General features: G+C 59.1%; 14 protein-coding genes. 4 read left to right on the forward strand and 10 right to left on the reverse strand.

Features of this window, described 5'->3' with window-relative positions:
• The first annotated feature begins 25 nt into the window (after window positions 1–25).
• Window positions 26–1,048, forward strand: coding sequence for a ribose-phosphate pyrophosphokinase (locus tag ARCT_RS0116985; protein ID WP_027241144.1), 1,023 nt, complete (start codon window positions 26–28; stop codon window positions 1,046–1,048).
• 134 nt (window positions 1,049–1,182) lie between these two features.
• Here ARCT_RS0116985 and ARCT_RS0116990 read toward each other — a convergent pair whose 3' ends face one another.
• From ARCT_RS0116990 to ARCT_RS0117025, 8 genes are all read right to left on the reverse strand, one after another.
• The gene (locus ARCT_RS0116990; protein ID WP_027241145.1) at window positions 1,183–1,629 is read right to left on the reverse strand and encodes a hypothetical protein; all 447 of its coding nucleotides are present in this window, start codon (window positions 1,627–1,629) and stop codon (window positions 1,183–1,185) included.
• 119 nt (window positions 1,630–1,748) lie between these two features.
• Window positions 1,749–2,102: an H-type lectin domain-containing protein gene (locus tag ARCT_RS0116995; RefSeq protein ID WP_027241146.1), complete on the reverse strand. Its 354-nt coding sequence runs from the start codon at window positions 2,100–2,102 to the stop codon at window positions 1,749–1,751.
• 156 nt (window positions 2,103–2,258) lie between these two features.
• The gene (locus ARCT_RS0117000) at window positions 2,259–2,672 is read right to left on the reverse strand and encodes a F0F1 ATP synthase subunit epsilon (protein ID WP_027241147.1); all 414 of its coding nucleotides are present in this window, start codon (window positions 2,670–2,672) and stop codon (window positions 2,259–2,261) included.
• Between the two features lie 11 nt (window positions 2,673–2,683).
• The gene (atpD, locus tag ARCT_RS0117005) at window positions 2,684–4,108 is read right to left on the reverse strand and encodes a F0F1 ATP synthase subunit beta (RefSeq protein ID WP_027241148.1); all 1,425 of its coding nucleotides are present in this window, start codon (window positions 4,106–4,108) and stop codon (window positions 2,684–2,686) included.
• A gap of 21 nt (window positions 4,109–4,129) precedes the next feature.
• Window positions 4,130–5,008 (reverse strand): F0F1 ATP synthase subunit gamma, encoded by an 879-nt coding sequence (locus ARCT_RS0117010; RefSeq protein WP_027241149.1) that lies wholly within the window; start codon window positions 5,006–5,008, stop codon window positions 4,130–4,132.
• A 12-nt stretch (window positions 5,009–5,020) separates the two neighbouring features.
• Complete coding sequence (gene atpA, locus ARCT_RS0117015; RefSeq protein ID WP_027241150.1) at window positions 5,021–6,559, reverse strand: F0F1 ATP synthase subunit alpha; 1,539 nt, start codon at window positions 6,557–6,559, stop codon at window positions 5,021–5,023.
• A complete protein-coding gene (locus ARCT_RS0117020; protein ID WP_027241151.1) occupies window positions 6,560–7,120 on the reverse strand; it encodes a F0F1 ATP synthase subunit delta in 561 nt (186 codons plus the stop codon).
• A 442-nt stretch (window positions 7,121–7,562) separates the two neighbouring features.
• On the reverse strand, window positions 7,563–8,309 hold the full coding sequence (locus ARCT_RS0117025) for a class I SAM-dependent methyltransferase (protein ID WP_027241152.1): 747 nt from the start codon (window positions 8,307–8,309) through the stop codon (window positions 7,563–7,565).
• 61 nt (window positions 8,310–8,370) lie between these two features.
• Between ARCT_RS0117025 and gloB the strand changes: the two genes are divergently transcribed.
• The 3 genes from gloB (at window position 8,371) to ARCT_RS0117040 (ending at window position 12,650) form a co-directional block, all read left to right on the forward strand.
• Complete coding sequence (gloB, locus tag ARCT_RS0117030) at window positions 8,371–9,138, forward strand: hydroxyacylglutathione hydrolase (RefSeq protein WP_027241153.1); 768 nt, start codon at window positions 8,371–8,373, stop codon at window positions 9,136–9,138.
• A 201-nt stretch (window positions 9,139–9,339) separates the two neighbouring features.
• Window positions 9,340–11,670, forward strand: coding sequence for an ATP-dependent Clp protease ATP-binding subunit ClpA (clpA, locus tag ARCT_RS0117035; protein WP_027241154.1), 2,331 nt, complete (start codon window positions 9,340–9,342; stop codon window positions 11,668–11,670).
• Between the two features lie 2 nt (window positions 11,671–11,672).
• Complete coding sequence (locus tag ARCT_RS0117040; protein ID WP_027241155.1) at window positions 11,673–12,650, forward strand: M23 family metallopeptidase; 978 nt, start codon at window positions 11,673–11,675, stop codon at window positions 12,648–12,650.
• Window positions 12,651–12,837: 187 nt separating this feature from the next.
• On the opposite strand, the gene ARCT_RS0117045 is transcribed toward ARCT_RS0117040, so the two are convergent.
• Both ARCT_RS0117045 and ARCT_RS0117050 read right to left on the reverse strand, forming a co-directional pair.
• Window positions 12,838–15,213 carry a peptidoglycan -binding protein gene (locus ARCT_RS0117045; RefSeq protein ID WP_027241156.1) on the reverse strand — a complete coding sequence of 792 codons (2,376 nt, stop codon included), beginning with the start codon at window positions 15,211–15,213 and terminating at the stop codon, window positions 12,838–12,840.
• A gap of 3 nt (window positions 15,214–15,216) precedes the next feature.
• Window positions 15,217–16,431 (reverse strand): biopolymer transporter ExbB, encoded by a 1,215-nt coding sequence (locus ARCT_RS0117050; RefSeq protein WP_027241157.1) that lies wholly within the window; start codon window positions 16,429–16,431, stop codon window positions 15,217–15,219.
• Window positions 16,432–16,497 lie beyond the last annotated feature (66 nt).

Consider the following 16,497-nt stretch of genomic DNA (forward strand, 5'->3'; position numbering starts at 1 on the left):
CCATTGCTGCCGGGGATATCAGCCAATGCCGACCTTGCACGAACCCAAGCTCATCGCTGGGAACGCCAACCTCCCGCTTGCCACTTCCATTACCCGCCGTATGAGTATGCATCGCGGCATCGACCAAGGCCTGGTTGATGCCCGCGTTGAACGCTTCAACGACGGCGAGATCTTTGTCGAGGTCTACGAGAACGTGCGCGGCGAAGATATGTTTATCATTCAGCCGACCTCCAATCCGGCCAACGACAACCTGATGGAGCTTTTGATCATTTCGGATGCCCTGCGCCGCTCATCCGCGCAACGGATCACCGCAGTGATCCCCTATTTCGGCTATGCCCGTCAGGACCGCCGCACCAAGGCGCGCACACCGATCTCTGCCAAGCTGGTTGCAAATATGCTGACCGGTGCTGGCATCGAGCGGGTCCTGACCATGGATCTGCATGCCGCGCAGATCCAGGGCTTCTTTGATATTCCGGTGGACAACCTCTACGCCTCGCCGATTTTTGCACTGGATGTCAAAAGCCAGTTCAAGGACAGCATGGAGGATCTGATGGTGGTCTCTCCCGATGTGGGCGGCGTTGCCCGCGCCCGCGAGCTGGCCAAGCGCATCAACGCGCCGCTGTCGATCGTCGACAAACGCCGCGAAAAAGCCGGCGAAGTGGCCGAGATGACCGTCATCGGCAATGTGCAGGACAAGATCTGCCTGATCATCGACGACATGTGCGACACGGCCGGCACCCTGTGCAAGGCCGCCCAGGTGCTGCTGGACAATGGCGCCAAGGAGGTTCACGCCTATATCACCCACGGCGTGATGAGCGGCCCTGCAGTGGAGCGTGTCACCAACTCAGTGATGAAATCGCTGGTGCTGACCGATACCATTCAGCCCACCGAGGCCGTGCGCAATGCCCCCAACATCCGCATCCTGCCCACAGCGCCGCTGTTCACCCAGGCGATCCTGAACATCTGGCACGGCACTTCGGTGTCGTCGCTGTTTGAGGACAAGACCCTGATCCCGATCTACGAGTCGCTGTATTCTAACGGCGTCTGAACTATTATTCAGACCAGAGAGGGCTCCGCGCAGCAATCTGCCGGAGCCCTTTTTGCATTAAGTGTAAGTGGCAATGCTGCAAGAGCACAGCTTCCATCTCAAGGTCAGCAATGAGCCCAAACCTACCTGCTTAGTCAGTCCAAAGGTGCGTCGAGAATTTTCGGACGGCGCCTTCCAAGGTCATCTAGCGTCTCGGAGCGTTTTCCCTTGTTCCCAACATATTCACGCGAGGTTCGTCGTCCGCTGCGATCCTCAATCGTAATCACATAGCTGTTGCCGTTTTTGCTCGCAATGAAGCGAACCAAGAACGCCGTGAAGTCCGAAAACTCGACGTCGTGCTTTTCGCAAAAGTTAGGAAAAGCGTTTTTGAACAACGGCAAAGCGTATTCGACTTCTCCGTCGAGACAGGCGCCTTCCACTTCTCCCGTCAAAAAGTTTGCCACGATAAATCCATTTTCGTTCGCAGCAGCTTCCGCAAAAACGTGCGTGTAAATAACATGATGTGGCACCACGAAACTCAATCCTCCCGCAAGGGAGTCAGTGTAATTGTGGGCAACGCCATGGAGTTTGTTGTGTTTCATATGCGCAAAGTTATCCAAAAGACCAACGACAGCAAAGTCCGCTTAGTGCACCTTCGCGATCACACAACCCACAGCAATAGCCGAAGTGGGTTCACGCAAGCCCCCAATACCCGCAACCCTCAGTCCACGTCATCCCAGTCGTCGTCAAAGGGCAGCTCGCCCATCGCGGTCCAGGCGGTGCGCAGGCGGGCGATGCGGCTGTCGCCCCAGGTGCGGAACACCACTTCAAAATCCGTTGTGGTGATATTTTCCGCCACCAGTTCGGCCCGGATGGCGGCGCTGGTATCCATATCCCAGAGCGAGATCGAGACCTGCACCGCTGGGGGGCGGCGGTAAGCCTCCCTAAAGGTCACCCGTTTGCGCCGCTCGCGGGCGCCTTCGCCGGTCCACATGCTGCCGCCACTGTCGAATTCGGAAAACAGCACCAGATCGCCCTGGTCAATTCCAATCCGAGGATTGCGTAGTCTTTGCATATCTTACCGTTCCAATATCAACCTGGCCGCGCGCAAACCACGGTTCGGCCATTAAAAACCAAAACTTTCTAAGATTCAAAAAACAAAACCGGCCCATCACAACGGAGGGCCGGTTTCTAAGTCTTGAGAACACACTGGGCGTGCATCCATGGGCCGTTACAGGCTCATATGTGTGCCCAGGGCCTCCATGTCCGACAGGAGCTTGGCGGCTTCCTCGACGATGTCGTGGGGCTGCTCCGCGTCCTGCGCGGTTTTGTACATGTTACGAGCCTCTTCGATCAGCTCGTCCAGTTGGGCGCGGGTCATCTCATCCATTGGGATTGCCTTCTCAGCGAGGACCGAAAGGGCCTCAGCGCTGATTTCGGCAAACCCGCCGGTGACCACGAACTCCGAAGTGCCTTGCGAGCTTTCAACCCGCAGGACACCCGGACGCAGGGTGGTAATGGTGGGTGCATGCATCGGCATCGCCGTCATGTCACCCTCCGCGCCGGGGATCAGAACCGCATTCACCTGGAGCGACGCTAGGCTGCGCTCCGGGCTTACGAGGTCAAATTGCATGGTATCAGCCATCAGGGCCCTCCTTAGGCCGCGTCAGCAGCCATTTTCTCGGCTTTTGCGATCACTTCGTCGATGCCGCCAACCATGTAGAAGGCGCCTTCGGGAAGGTGGTCGTATTCGCCAGCCACAACGGCCTTGAACGATGCGATAGTGTCTTCCAGCGGAACCTGCTTACCGTCGGCACCGGTGAAGATTTTAGCAACGTCAAACGGCTGGGACAGGAAGCGTTCGATCTTACGCGCACGGGCCACGGCCAGTTTGTCGTCTTCTGACAGCTCGTCCATGCCGAGAATGGCGATGATGTCCTGCAGGGACTTGTAGCGCTGCAGGATCTGCTGAACGTCAGTGGCAACTTTGTAGTGCTCGTCACCAATGATCAGGGGATCCAGCAGACGCGATGTCGACCCCAGAGGGTCAACCGCAGGGTAGATACCCTTTTCCGAAATCGCACGATCCAGAACGGTTGTCGCATCCAGGTGCGCAAACGAGGTTGCAGGCGCAGGGTCGGTAAGGTCATCCGCAGGAACGTAGACGGCCTGAACGGAGGTAATCGAACCGTTTTTGGTCGACGAGATCCGTTCCTGCATCGCACCCATGTCGGTGGCCAGTGTTGGCTGGTAGCCAACCGCCGAAGGAATACGACCCAGCAGAGCCGAAACTTCGGAACCGGCCTGGGTGAAGCGGAAGATGTTGTCCACAAAGAACAGAACGTCCGAACCGCTGTCGTCACGGAACTGTTCCGCCAGGGTCAGACCCGACAGAGCAACCCGCATACGCGCACCGGGAGGTTCGTTCATCTGGCCGTAGACCAGCGCAATTTTGGACTCGACCAGGTTATCGGGAACGATAACACCGGATTCGATCATCTCGTGATACAGGTCGTTGCCTTCACGGGTCCGCTCACCAACACCGGCGAACACGGACACACCAGAGTGCACCTTCGCGATGTTGTTGATCAGTTCCATGATCAGAACGGTTTTGCCAACGCCGGCACCGCCGAACAGACCAATTTTACCACCCTTGGTGTAGGGGGCCAGAAGGTCGATAACCTTGATACCTGTGGTCAGGATCTCGGTGGCAGTCGACTGCTCTGAGAATGCAGGCGCGTCGCCGTGGATGCCCCGGGTTTCGGTGGCGTCTACGGGGCCCTTTTCGTCAACGGGTTCGCCGATGACGTTGAGGATACGACCCAGTGTGGCATTGCCAACTGGAACCGAGATAGGCGCGCCGGTGTCGGTCACGTCCTGACCGCGCACCAGACCTTCGGTTGCGTCCATAGCGATGGTACGGACTGTGTTCTCACCCAGGTGCTGAGCAACCTCGAGAACCAGTTTCTTACCATTGTTGTCGGTGGTCACAGCGTTGAGGATTTCCGGCAGGGCATCCTCGAACTGCACGTCCACAACGGCGCCAATCACCTGCGTGATTTTGCCTTTTGCGTTTGCCATGTGTTTGTCTCCGGTTGTCTCTTAGAGCGCCTCAGCGCCCGAAATGATTTCAATCAGCTCGTTGGTGATGACGGCCTGACGCGAGCGGTTGAACTCGATTGTCAGCTTGTCGATCATCTCGCCAGCGTTACGGGTGGCGTTATCCATCGCACTCATCCGGGCACCCTGTTCGGATGCACCGTTTTCCAGCAGCGCCGAAAAGATCTGGGTCGATACGCCACGGGGCAGCAGATCGGCGAGGATCGCCTCTTCGCTGGGTTCGTAGTCGTAAACGGCCAAAGAAGTCTCTTCAGCGGCACCGCCCTCGTAAGAGGCCGGAATGATCTGCTGCGCTGTTGGCACCTGGGTCACAACATTGACGAACCCGGCATAGAACAGGGTCGCAACATCAAATTCACCAGCGTCAAAGCAGGTCAGGATATCCTTTGCGATGTCCTGCGCATTGGCATAGCCGATGCGTTTGACTTCGCTCAGGTCCACGTGGCCGATGAAATCATCGGCAAAGTCGCGACGCAGTGCGTCGCGGCCCTTTTTACCAACGGTCAGGATCTTGACCGTCTTGCCAGCAGCCTTCAGCTCTTGCGCCTTGAGGCGCGCCAGCTTGGAAATATTGGCGTTGAAGCCACCGCACAGACCGCGCTCAGAGGTCATGACGACCAGCAGCTGAACTTGATCGCTCCCGGTGCCGCGAAGCAGCTTGGGCGCGGAGTCACTGCCGCCAACCGAAGCGGCCAGCCCTGCCATCACGGCATTGAACCGTTTGGTGTAGGGGCGTGAATCTTCGGCAGCTTCCTGGGCGCGGCGAAGTTTCGCCGCGGCCACCATTTGCATGGCTTTAGTGATCTTACGGGTGCTTTTGACACTCGCGATCCTGTTTTTCAGGTCCTTGAGATTTGGCATTGCCTTATCCCCTTAAGCGAAATCTGCGGCGAATTCGTCCAGCGCTGCTTTGATCTTGTCGGCAGCATCGCCCTTGATCTTTGGATCTTCTGTGGAAATCCACTCGAGCAGATCAGCGTGCTTGCCACGCAGATGCGCCAGCATGCCTTCCTCGTAGCGGCCAACGGCCTTTACGTCGATCTTGTCGAGGTAACCCTGCGTACCGGCGAAGATCACGCAGACGATTTCCGCGTTGGTCAGCGGCGAGTACTGCGCCTGCTTCATCAGCTCGGTCAGACGGGCACCACGGTTCAGCAGCTGCTGTGTGGCGGCGTCGAGATCGGAGCCAAACTGAGCAAAGGCCGCCATTTCGCGGTACTGAGCCAGTTCCAGTTTCACCGGACCCGCAACAGACTTCATCGAGTTCGTCTGTGCAGAGGAGCCAACACGCGAAACCGACAGACCGGTGTTCACAGCAGGACGGATGCCCTGGTAGAACAGTTCGGTTTCCAGGAAGATCTGGCCATCGGTGATCGAAATCACGTTGGTTGGAATAAAGGCGGAAACGTCACCACCCTGGGTTTCAATAACGGGCAGAGCCGTCAGCGAACCAGCGCCGAAGTCTTCGTTCAGTTTGGCCGAACGTTCCAGCAGGCGGGAGTGCAGATAGAAAACGTCACCAGGATAGGCTTCACGTCCGGGCGGACGACGCAGCAGCAGCGACATCTGGCGATAGGCAACGGCCTGTTTGGAAAGGTCATCATAGATGATCAGACCGTGCTTGCCGCTGTCGCGGAAATATTCAGCCATCGCGGTCGCGGCATAGGGGGCCAGGAACTGCAGAGGCGCAGGATCGGAGGCAGTTGCAGCAACCACGATCGAATATTCCATCGCGCCGGCTTCTTCCAGCTTTTTCACCAGCTGCGCAACAGTCGAACGCTTTTGACCAATCGCTACGTAAACGCAGTACAGTTTTTTCGACTCATCGTCGCCTGCTGCGTCGTTGTAGGATTTCTGGTTCAGAATGGTGTCCAGCGCGATGGCTGTTTTACCGGTCTGACGGTCACCAATGATCAGCTCACGCTGGCCACGGCCAACGGGGATCATCGCATCAACAGATTTCAGGCCTGTCGCCATCGGCTCATGAACCGATTTACGTGGGATAATGCCAGGTGCCTTGACGTCGGCAACGCCACGCTTTGCAGCGTTGATCGGGCCTTTGCCGTCCAGCGGGTTACCCAGACCGTCAACAACGCGACCCAGCAGCTCGGGGCCAACGGGAACGTCCACGATCGAGTTGGTGCGCTTGACAGTGTCACCTTCTTTGATGTCGCGGTCGGAGCCAAAGATAACGATACCTACGTTATCGGACTCCAAGTTCAGCGCCATGCCCATAATTCCGCCAGGGAATTCGACCATTTCACCAGCCTGAACATTGTCAAGGCCATATACGCGGGCGATACCATCGCCAACGCTCAGCACGCGACCAATTTCAGCCACCTCGGCTTCCTGACCAAAGTTTTTGATCTGGTCTTTTAGGATCGCAGAAATTTCTGCTGCTTGGATACCCATTTATCCGACCTCTTTCATTGCATTCTGTAGGGAGTTGAGCTTGGAGCGGATCGAGCTATCGATCATCTTCGAGCCCACTTTAACGACGAGACCGCCAATGATGCTTTCATCGACGGTTGCATTGATGGTAATCTTTTTGCCCACGCGCTCGGCCAAAGTCTTGGCCAGCTTTTCGCTCTGGGTCTTGGTCAGCGCCTTGGCAGAGACGACATCGGCAGTCACTTCACCGCGGGCCTCAGCCAGACGATCCCGCAAGGCGGAGATCAGCGCTGGCACCACAAACAGACGGCGCTTTTGCGCCATCAGAGCCAGAGTATTGCGCAGAACGGGCGCCAGGCCCATTTTATCCGCAACAGCCGCAATCGCGGCCCCCTGCTCATTACGAGAAATCAGCGGCGAGCTGATCAGGGTTTGCAGATCGTCACTGTCAGCCAGGGCAGCTGCCAGATCATTGATGCTGGTTTCAAGGCTATCGAGCGCCTTGCTTTCTTCGGCGATCTGAAAGACCGCAGTGGCATAGCGCGCAGCAATGCCTGCTGAAATCGAAGCTGGTTCGGACACGTCCACCCTTCCGACATTTGGCCCCGGTTGGCATGTCTGCGGGCAGACGGCGTCCGGGGGCGTGAGCAAGCCCCACCAAAGCGGCAGGGCGTTAAAATCAGCGTGGATGTAACAGAGCGTTAGCATCCTATCAACTGTCTATAGTCTCTAGGGTGAATTCAGTGATTTCAATGTTTTCAATTAGTTAGCCAAAGTGCGGCCGTTTGCCCTCCTAAACAACAGCATTTTTATCTACGTTACGGCAGCAAATTACGATTCCTGACCGAGTAAAAACGACAATATTGCCCCGTATTCTCCTGACGGATGCCGTCGGAATTCAAGCCCCTGTTGCAAAAAGTTACAAACAGAATCATCTTCGCGATGATCCGCCTCCAGCGCCAATGCGCCCCAATATCCGTAAACGCTCTCGCTGGATTGGGTCGGCGGTTTCAGGCTGGCGGGGTCAGACGGGGTCCGGCAGGGGATTCGACAACCCCTCAAGAACCCGGATCGGATTGGCGCGCTTGACCTTGGTCATATGCCCATGTTGCGGATGGGTCTGCTTGCTGACCTCAACCAGAAACACGCCCCCCGCCAACATGGTCGGCAACTGCCGCCCCACCCGCTCAAACAGGGCGCCGGACTTGAGCCAGAACCGCTTTTGGCTTGGCAGCCGGTACAGGGCAGCGGCATGGCGTTCGATGGTGAACTCATGCAGGCGCAGCTGATTTTCGAGCTGGATAAGCGTATAGGGGCGGCCATAGCCAAAGGGGGTCTTGTCTGACCGCGCCCAGAACCCGGCCCGGTTAGGCACCACAAAGATAGCCCGCCCCCCCGGCCCCAGAACCCGGCGGCATTCCTCCAGCACCTGGGTTGGCCGTTCCGAGGTCTCTAACCCATGCATGACCACCAGACGATCCACCCGGCCAGTTTCAATGGGCCAGGTGGTCTCTTCGCACAGGACCGAGACATTGGGCATGCCTGCAGGCCATTGCATCACCCCCTGAGGGCCCGGCATCAGGGCAATGACCCGCCGCGCCTCGGCCAGATAGGGCCGCATCAAAGGGGCGGCAAAGCCAAACCCCGCCATGGTCTGCCCAGCGGCCTCTGGCCAGAGTTCCAGCAGTCGGTTGCGCACCGAGGCCTGCGCCGCCCGGCCCAGGGTACTGCGGTAATAGAAATTCCTAAGATCCTGAACATCAAGATGCATTGCGGGTGCCTGCTGCTTGGGCCAATCTATGCGCAGTGTAACAATGGTGAGGCGAAAGACCATGCCCCTGGAAATCATTACCCTGCCCTGTCTCTCGGACAACTATGCCTATCTGCTGCATGATGCCAAGAGCGGCCAAACCGCTTTGGTGGATGCGCCAGAGGCCGCAGCGGTGAAATCTGCGCTGAGCGCCCGAGGCTGGGGCCTGGACGCCATCCTGCTGACCCATCACCACTACGACCATATCGACGGCGTTGAAGAGCTACGGCGCAGCTATGGCGCCAGGGTCTATGGCGCCAAACCCGACGCCCACCGCCTGCCGCCGCTTGACCATGCGCTGGACTATGGCGCGCGCTTTGATCTGTTTGGCGAAGAGGTCCAGGTGCTGGATGTCTCTGGCCACACAATTGGGCACATCGCCTTTTTCCTGCCCGAGAGCCAGGCTGTCTTTACCGCTGACAGCCTGATGGCGCTTGGCTGTGGTCGCCTGTTTGAAGGCGCGCCAAAGATGATGTGGGAAAGTCTCAACCGCCTGATGGCCCTGCCGCCGCAGACCATGGTCTACTCTGGCCATGAATACACCCAGTCCAACGCCCGTTTTGCCGTGACAATCGAACCGGACAATAGCGCTTTGCATCTGCGCGTTGATGAAATAAACGCAAAACGCGCCAAAGGCGAAGCCACTGTTCCGTCACTTTTACAGCTGGAACTGGACACAAATCCGTTTCTGCGGGCTCATCTGGATGAGGTGAAATCAGCCATCGGCATGGAAGGTGCTGAAAACGCAGATGTTTTTGCAGAGATTCGGCAGCGAAAGGACCAGTTCTAACGCTTCAGATCAGGGTCTTGGCCGGCAAAGATGGGGTGCAATTCAACCGCTTTAAAAAGAAATGTGACCTAAATTTGAAAGAAAGTCCTTGAAGCTGCCGCTCTATCAACCAAACTCTAATACTATGACGACATGGTTGATGCATGGGGAAGAGGCAGAAAGCCAATGTCCCGGTCAACCCAAGAACAGAGGAGCACGCCCGTGCCTTCATTCTCGAGCACACTAGAACAAGCCATTCACGCCGCGCTCGCGCTGGCGAATGAGCGGCGCCATGAGTTTGCCACGCTGGAACACCTGCTGCTGGCATTGATCGAAGAACCCGAAGCCGCCCGTGTGATGCGCGCCTGTGGCGTTGAGCTGGGTCAGCTACGCGCCTCGCTGATTGAATTTGTCGAAGAAGATCTCGCCAATCTGGTGACGGATGTCGATGGATCGGAAGCGGTCCCGACAGCGGCCTTCCAACGGGTCATTCAGCGCGCCGCCATCCATGTGCAAAGCTCCGGCCGTACCGAAGTGACCGGCGCCAATGTCTTGGTCGCGATCTTTGCAGAACGCGAGAGCGACGCCGCCTATTTCCTGCAGGATCAGGATATGACCCGCTATGATGCGGTGAATTTCATCGCTCATGGCGTGGCCAAGGATCCCGCCTTTGGCGAATCCCGCCCGGTCACCGGCGCGCCCGAAAGCGAAGATGACGCCATGGGCTCTGTCCCTCCCGGCGAAAGCGACAAAAAAGAGAGCGCGCTGGATAAATACTGCGTCGATCTCAACGCCAAATCGCGCGAAGGCGACATTGACCCGCTGATCGGTCGCAGCCATGAGGTAGAGCGCTGCATCCAGGTGCTGTGCCGCCGCCGCAAGAACAACCCGCTGCTGGTGGGCGATCCCGGCGTTGGCAAAACCGCAATCGCCGAAGGTCTTGCGCGTAAAATCGTACAGGGCGAAGTCCCCGAGGTTCTCTCCAAAACCACCATCTTCTCGCTCGACATGGGGGCGCTGCTGGCCGGCACCCGCTATCGCGGCGACTTTGAGGAGCGCCTCAAGGCTGTGGTGACCGAACTGGAAGCCCACCCCGATGGCGTGCTCTTTATTGATGAGATCCACACCGTGATTGGTGCGGGTGCCACTTCTGGCGGTGCCATGGATGCCTCCAACCTGCTGAAACCTGCCCTGCAGGGCGGCAAGCTGCGCACCATGGGCTCCACCACCTACAAAGAGTTCCGCCAGCATTTTGAGAAAGACCGTGCCCTGGCACGGCGTTTCCAGAAGATCGACGTCAATGAACCCTCGGTGCAGGATTCTGTTGAAATCCTCAAAGGGCTGAAACCCTATTTTGAGGAACATCACAGCGTCAAGTTCACGGCGGACGCGATCAAATCCGCCGTGGAACTGGCGGCACGGTATATCAACGACCGCAAATTGCCCGACAAGGCGATCGACGTGATCGACGAAGCAGGTGCGGCACAGCATTTGCTGCCGGAAAGCAAGCGCCGCAAAACCATTGGCGTCAAGGAAATCGAAGCCGTGGTGGCCAAGATCGCCCGCATTCCGCCCAAGAGCGTCACCAAAGACGATGCCGAGGTGCTGAAGGATCTGGAGAAGAGCCTGAAGCGGGTTGTTTTTGGCCAGGACGACGCCATCGACGCGCTGGCCAGTGCCATCAAATTGTCCCGTGCAGGGCTGCGCGAACCGGAAAAACCCATCGGCAACTACCTCTTTGCGGGCCCCACCGGGGTTGGCAAAACCGAGGTCGCCAAACAGTTGGCCGACACATTGGGGGTGGAGCTGCTGCGTTTTGACATGTCGGAATACATGGAGAAACACGCGGTCTCCCGTCTGATCGGCGCGCCTCCCGGCTATGTCGGCTTTGATCAGGGTGGCCTGCTCACCGATGGGGTTGATCAGCACCCGCACTGCGTGCTGCTGCTTGATGAGATCGAAAAGGCGCATCCGGATGTGTTCAACATCCTGTTGCAGGTGATGGATAACGGTCAGCTCACGGATCACAACGGCCGCGCGGTGAACTTCCGCAACGTGGTTTTGATCATGACCTCCAACGCCGGTGCTTCGGATATGGCAAAGGCTGCGATTGGCTTTGGCCGTGATCGCCGCGAAGGTGAAGACACCGCCGCGATTGAGCGCACCTTCACGCCGGAATTCCGCAACCGCCTGGACGCCGTGATTGCCTTTGCGCCACTGCCCAAAGAGGTGATCCTGCAAGTGGTCGAGAAGTTCGTTCTGCAGCTGGAAGCCCAGTTGATGGACCGCAATGTCTCGATTGAGCTGACCCGCAAGGCTGCGGAATGGCTGGCAGACCGGGGCTATGATGATCGCATGGGGGCACGGCCACTTGGCCGCGTCATTCAGGAGCACATCAAGAAACCTCTCGCCGAAGAACTGCTCTTTGGCAAGCTGGCAAAGGGTGGGCTGGTCAAGGTTGGCATCAAGGATGGCAAGCTGGATCTGCGGATCGAAGGGCCCATCAAGCCACGGATCTCTGGCGACAAACCGCCATTGCTAACTGCCGACTGACCATGCGGCTATCTGTCGGAGCCTTCCTCCTCTCGCTCGTCACGGGTCCTGCCGTGGCGGGCGATTTCACCTTGCAATGGCCGCTGGACTGTCGCTTGGGCGAAACCTGCCATATCCAGCAATATGTCGATCATCTCCCCGGCCCCGCCACTCAGGATTATCGGTGTCAGGGGCTCAGCTACTCGGGACATAAAGGCACGGATATCGCCCTCCCCTACCTGAGCGACATGCAGGCCGGCGTCACAGTCCGTGCGGCTGCATCAGGAGTTGTTCAGGGGACGCGAAACACCATGCCTGATGCCTATTCCACCCAGGATAACGCCGAGATGCTGCAAGGCCGCGAATGTGGCAACGGCGTTGTGCTGCGCCATGCGGACGGCTGGGAAACCCAGTATTGCCATATGAAGCAGGGCTCTGTTCTGGTGCAAAAGGGACAGCAGGTTGAGGCCGGCACCGACTTGGGCGAAGTTGGACTTTCTGGCAAAACCCAGTTCCCCCATCTGCACCTGTCGCTGCGCCGAAACGGCACTGTTGTAGACCCCTTTGCCCCCGAAGGCCGCCAATCCTGCGACACCCCTGCGGATCCAGCCGCCCCCAGCCTCTGGGCCGAACCGCTGCCCTATCAGCCCGGCGGCTTTCTGGGGGCTGGGTTTTCGACCCAGGTTCCGGAGTTCCAGACGATCAAGTCCGGCGAGGCCGCGCGCACGCGGCTGACCACCAAGTCACCGGCGCTGGTGTTTTGGGCCTATGCCTTTGGTGGCCAAATGGGCGACCGCGTGCGCCTGACCATTTCCGGCCCCAAAGGGGTCTTTTCCGTTCATGAGATCACCCTGGAGCGCGATCAAGCGCAGTTCTTTCGGGCCTCTGGCAAACGGTTGCGGAACGCAGCCTGGGACTATGGGCGCTATACTGCACTGGCGGTATTGCTGCGCGATGATGAGGAAATCGACAGGATCGAAGAGGTCATCGACCTCAGATAGGGATCAGCCCTCCATCATGACTGGTGATCACCTACCATGCCCCCCCCTGCGAGGTGGGCTATCTGCACGCCTTCCGAAACGCACAGTGCTCTTCTGGTCGGGGGGATCCGCAGCAGACCCGCACCCAGTCCCAGGCCCTCACTCAGGTTCTAAGCCCGCACTCAGTCATGGTACAGGCAGCATCTGGTCAGCGTTCGGTGAACTTTAGCTCAATCCGGCGGTTTTGGGCGCGGGCTTGCGGGGTATCATCGGTATTCACTGGCTGGAACTCGCCAAAGCCATTGGCCGCCAGGCGATCCGGCGCTATGCCGAGATTTTCGATCATAAAGCGCACCACCGACAGCGCCCTGCCCTGGCTCAGCTCCCAGTTATCACTGTATTTGTCGCTGCCCGCCATGGCCGTGTTGTCGGTATGGCCATCCACCCGGATGATCCAGTTCAGCTCTGGTGGGATCTCGGCGGCAACGCTCTGCAAGATCTTCGCCACCTTGGTAATCTCCCCCTTACCTGCGCTCGACAGATCCGCACTGCCCGAGGCAAACAGCACCTCGGAGGCAAAGACAAAGCGGTCGCCCTCGATCCGGACGCCTTCCTGGTTGCCCAGAACATTGCGCAGGCGACCAAAGAACTCAGACCGGTAACGCTCCAATTCCTCTGCCTTGGTTTCCAGGCTCTCTGCCTTGCTGGCCAGTTCTGCCGCTGCAATCTCCAGCCGCTTGCGTTCGCTTTCTTCCAGCAGGCGGCGGCGGCGCTCTTCGGAGGCAGCCCGCGCCAGTGCCGAATTCAAATCTTGGCCGAGGTTTTGCAACTGCACCTGCTGCGCCGCATCGCGCTCTTGATAATCGTCCAGAATGGCCTGCAACCCGCCCAGTTGCTCGCGCAGGGCGGCAACCTGCTGGTTCAGCAAGGCGGTCTCGCGTTGGGCCTTTGCCGAGATGCTTTCCTGATCGGACAAGGCCGCCTGCGCCTGAGCCAGCAGAGCCGCACGGTCCTGCGCCAGGCTACGCTCCGTTTCAGCGCGGCTTTCAGCATCTTGCTGGGCATTCAAAGCCGCCAAAAGCCGTTGCTGCAAAACCGCCTGATCGCTGGCCGCCGCCTGGGCTGTCTCCAAAGCATCCAGGGCCTCCAACAGACGCAACTCGACTGACGCGCGGTCCTCAGCGGTTGAGTTAGCGGCGCTCCGGGCTGCAGCCAGTTCGTTTTGCGCCTGCAACAGTTCCGCCTCCAGCCCGGACATCACCGAAGCCGTATCGGCCTGCAACCGGGCCAGTTGGGTTTCCAGCCGACGCTGGGCGTCATCTGCCGCAGCCCGTTGTGCCGCCAGTTGCTGCTCCAGCTGCAAGACAGCTTTGGCCTGCTGCCGCTGCAGGCTGGCCAGCTCGCTTTGATACTGGGTTTCGGTTTCAACATTGGCGGCGCGTTGCCGCGCCAGCTCCGCCTCTAAGGCGGCCTTGTTTTCAGCCGCCAAGCGACGGGCGCCATCCAGTTCGGTGTTCAGGCGGTCCTGCGTGGCGTTGCTGTCCTGGCGCAGCCGGTTCAGCTCAATTTCCAGCGCCGCGACACGGCCTTCGGCGGCGGATTGCGAGACCTGCATCTGCGCCAGCACCCGGGTCAGACGCTCGGCCAGCTCATCCCGTTGCTGCCCCTGTGCCTTGGCCGCCTCCAGGGTTGCCAGGGCCTGTTCCAGATCACTGTTCAACCGCTCCTTTGCCTGCTCCGCTGCCGCCAAGAGCGTCAGCGTGTCCTCCGCCTCCTGCCTCTGGCGTTCCAGCGACAGGGTCATCGCCGTCAGCTCTGCATCCGCAGTTTCAAGACGCGCCCGCAGGGCTTCGGCGGCGGCGGCTTCCACCAGACGGGCTTCTTCCTCGGCGCTCAGCTGCGCGGTCAAGGCCGAAACCGCGCTTGCCTGCTGCTCCCCCTGTGTTTCAAGATCGGCGATCAGCGCCTCCAGGGCTTCGCGCTTGGCCGCTGCAAGGCGGGCGTTTTCAACACCGGCATCAATCTCTTTGCGCGCCTGCGCCAGGGCGATATTCATCGCCTCCGCTTCACTCAGCAATGTGCTGCGCTCGGTTTCAAGCGCCGCGCGGTTTTCTGTCAGTTCAGCGATCTGCGCCTCAGCGGCATCCCGCCCGGCAATAAAGGCCGCAACCTGCGCCTCAAAGGCGGTGATCTGGCTTTGTGCCTGCGCCAGGGCTGCGAGTTGCTGATCCCGTTCAGCCGTCAGCCCGGCAATCACCGCACGCTGCTGATCCAGGGCGTCTTGCGCCTGTGCCAGATCCCCCTGGGTAGTGGAAAGCGTCGCGCTGAGCGCCCCTAGCCGCGCATTCAGGCGGTTGTTGTCGCGTTCCTCCAGACCCAGCGCATTGGCCAGCGCCTGCACCTCAGACGATAGCTCATCCAGCTCGCTTTCCTGGCCGTTGATGGTCTCTCGCAGCACAAATTGCACCACCATAAAGATGGTCAGCAGGAACATCAGAACCAACAGCAGGCCCGTCATCGCATCGACAAACCCGGGCCAGATCGAATGCTGGAACCGCTGCCCGCTGCGCCGCGACAGAGCCATGGCCTAGTCCTCGCCCTGCAGGAAGGAAGCAGCGGCACTTTGCTCGGGCTCGGGCGCCTGACGCCCGCGCCCGCGCGGCACCGCAAAAGCCCTGACCATGAGGTCGATATCTTTGCGCAGCTCAGCCAGGCTTTCCTGACGGCCTGCGGATATCTCTTCCAGGATACGCAGCATCTGCACGTCGATCGAGCGCAACCGCATACGGCTTTCGGCATCCATGCCAACATCGCCATGGGCGCGCATGATCTCGGTCAGGGTCTCCTGCCCCACCGCCACCCGGTCCAGCGCGCTGGAAAGGCTCGCCGTCTGGTCCTGACGGGCGTTCATATCGGTAATCGCATCCACCAACTGCGACAGCTTATTGTCAACCTCGGCCCGGCTGGCGGCATTCTGGGCAAACATCGCCTGTAGCGCATCCATCTGTTCCGCCATGGTATCCAGCACTTCGGAGACCACACCTGTTTCGCCACCGCCGCCCTCCTCGCCGGAGGAAAAGCTCACCCGGGTGAAGGAAGACAGCCATTCCTCCAGCTCGCGGTAAAACCGGTTCTGGCCGTGACCGGCAAACAGCTCCAGCAGCCCGACGATCAGTGACCCCGCCAGCCCCAAGAGAGACGAGGCAAAGGCAACCCCCATGCCCCCCAACTGGGCCTCAAGCCCGGTCATCAGACGGTTAAACACCGCAATGCTTTCTTCGCCCTCCTGTGGGGCCAGGCTGCGAATGGTATCCACCACCGCAGGAACCGTGGTCGCAAGACCGTAAAATGTCCCCAAAAGTCCAAGGAAAATCAGGAGGTTAACGATATATCGCGTAATTTCGCGCTCTTCATCCACCCGCTGCGCCACAGAATCCAGAATGGAGCGCGTCGAAGACGAGCCCAGCTGCATCCGCGCCGCCCGCGAGCGCAGCAGCGCCGCCAGCGGGGCCAACAGCGACGGTGCGCGTTTTTCCCCGCGGCTGCCACCAGTGGCAAAGCTTTCGATCCAGCGGACCGAGCCGATCAACTGCAGCACCTGCCAGAAACAGGACAGAACACCGATGACAAAAACAAAGACAATAAAGCCGTTGAGCCAGGGATTGGCCTGAAACACCGGCAGCACCTTGGGCAGGGCGACAAAGATGCCAAAGCCTGCCAGGCCAAGGGCAATCAGCATCAGGATGATTTGCCGGACGGGTTGCGAAAACTGCGGCCTGGTCTTGCGCTCGGTATGGGCCATATTCGGTGCGATCCTGTCAGGTTTTTGGCTTAATTCCCTTCGGAGCTTAAAGGCAAAGAGGCAAAA

Source organism: Pseudophaeobacter arcticus DSM 23566, assembly GCF_000473205.1.
Lineage (GTDB): Bacteria > Pseudomonadota > Alphaproteobacteria > Rhodobacterales > Rhodobacteraceae > Pseudophaeobacter > Pseudophaeobacter arcticus.

Excerpts from the sequence above, each read along its gene's own strand:
- ARCT_RS0117000 (WP_027241147.1), bottom strand. The coding sequence starts at position 2,672 with ATGGCTGATACCATGCAATTTGACCTCGTAAGCCCGGAGCGCAGCCTA.
- ARCT_RS0116995 (WP_027241146.1), bottom strand. The coding sequence starts at position 2,102 with ATGCAAAGACTACGCAATCCTCGGATTGGAATTGACCAGGGCGATCTG.
- ARCT_RS0117045 (WP_027241156.1), bottom strand. The coding sequence starts at position 15,213 with ATGGCTCTGTCGCGGCGCAGCGGGCAGCGGTTCCAGCATTCGATCTGG.
- ARCT_RS0117025 (WP_027241152.1), bottom strand. The coding sequence starts at position 8,309 with ATGCATCTTGATGTTCAGGATCTTAGGAATTTCTATTACCGCAGTACC.
- ARCT_RS0117050 (WP_027241157.1), bottom strand. The coding sequence starts at position 16,431 with ATGGCCCATACCGAGCGCAAGACCAGGCCGCAGTTTTCGCAACCCGTC.
- gloB (WP_027241153.1), top strand. The coding sequence starts at position 8,371 with ATGCCCCTGGAAATCATTACCCTGCCCTGTCTCTCGGACAACTATGCC.
- ARCT_RS0117040 (WP_027241155.1), top strand. The coding sequence starts at position 11,673 with ATGCGGCTATCTGTCGGAGCCTTCCTCCTCTCGCTCGTCACGGGTCCT.
- ARCT_RS0117010 (WP_027241149.1), bottom strand. The coding sequence starts at position 5,008 with ATGCCAAATCTCAAGGACCTGAAAAACAGGATCGCGAGTGTCAAAAGC.
- atpD (WP_027241148.1), bottom strand. The coding sequence starts at position 4,108 with ATGGCAAACGCAAAAGGCAAAATCACGCAGGTGATTGGCGCCGTTGTG.
- ARCT_RS0116985 (WP_027241144.1), top strand. The coding sequence starts at position 26 with ATGCCGACCTTGCACGAACCCAAGCTCATCGCTGGGAACGCCAACCTC.
- ARCT_RS0116990 (WP_027241145.1), bottom strand. The coding sequence starts at position 1,629 with ATGAAACACAACAAACTCCATGGCGTTGCCCACAATTACACTGACTCC.
- atpA (WP_027241150.1), bottom strand. The coding sequence starts at position 6,559 with ATGGGTATCCAAGCAGCAGAAATTTCTGCGATCCTAAAAGACCAGATC.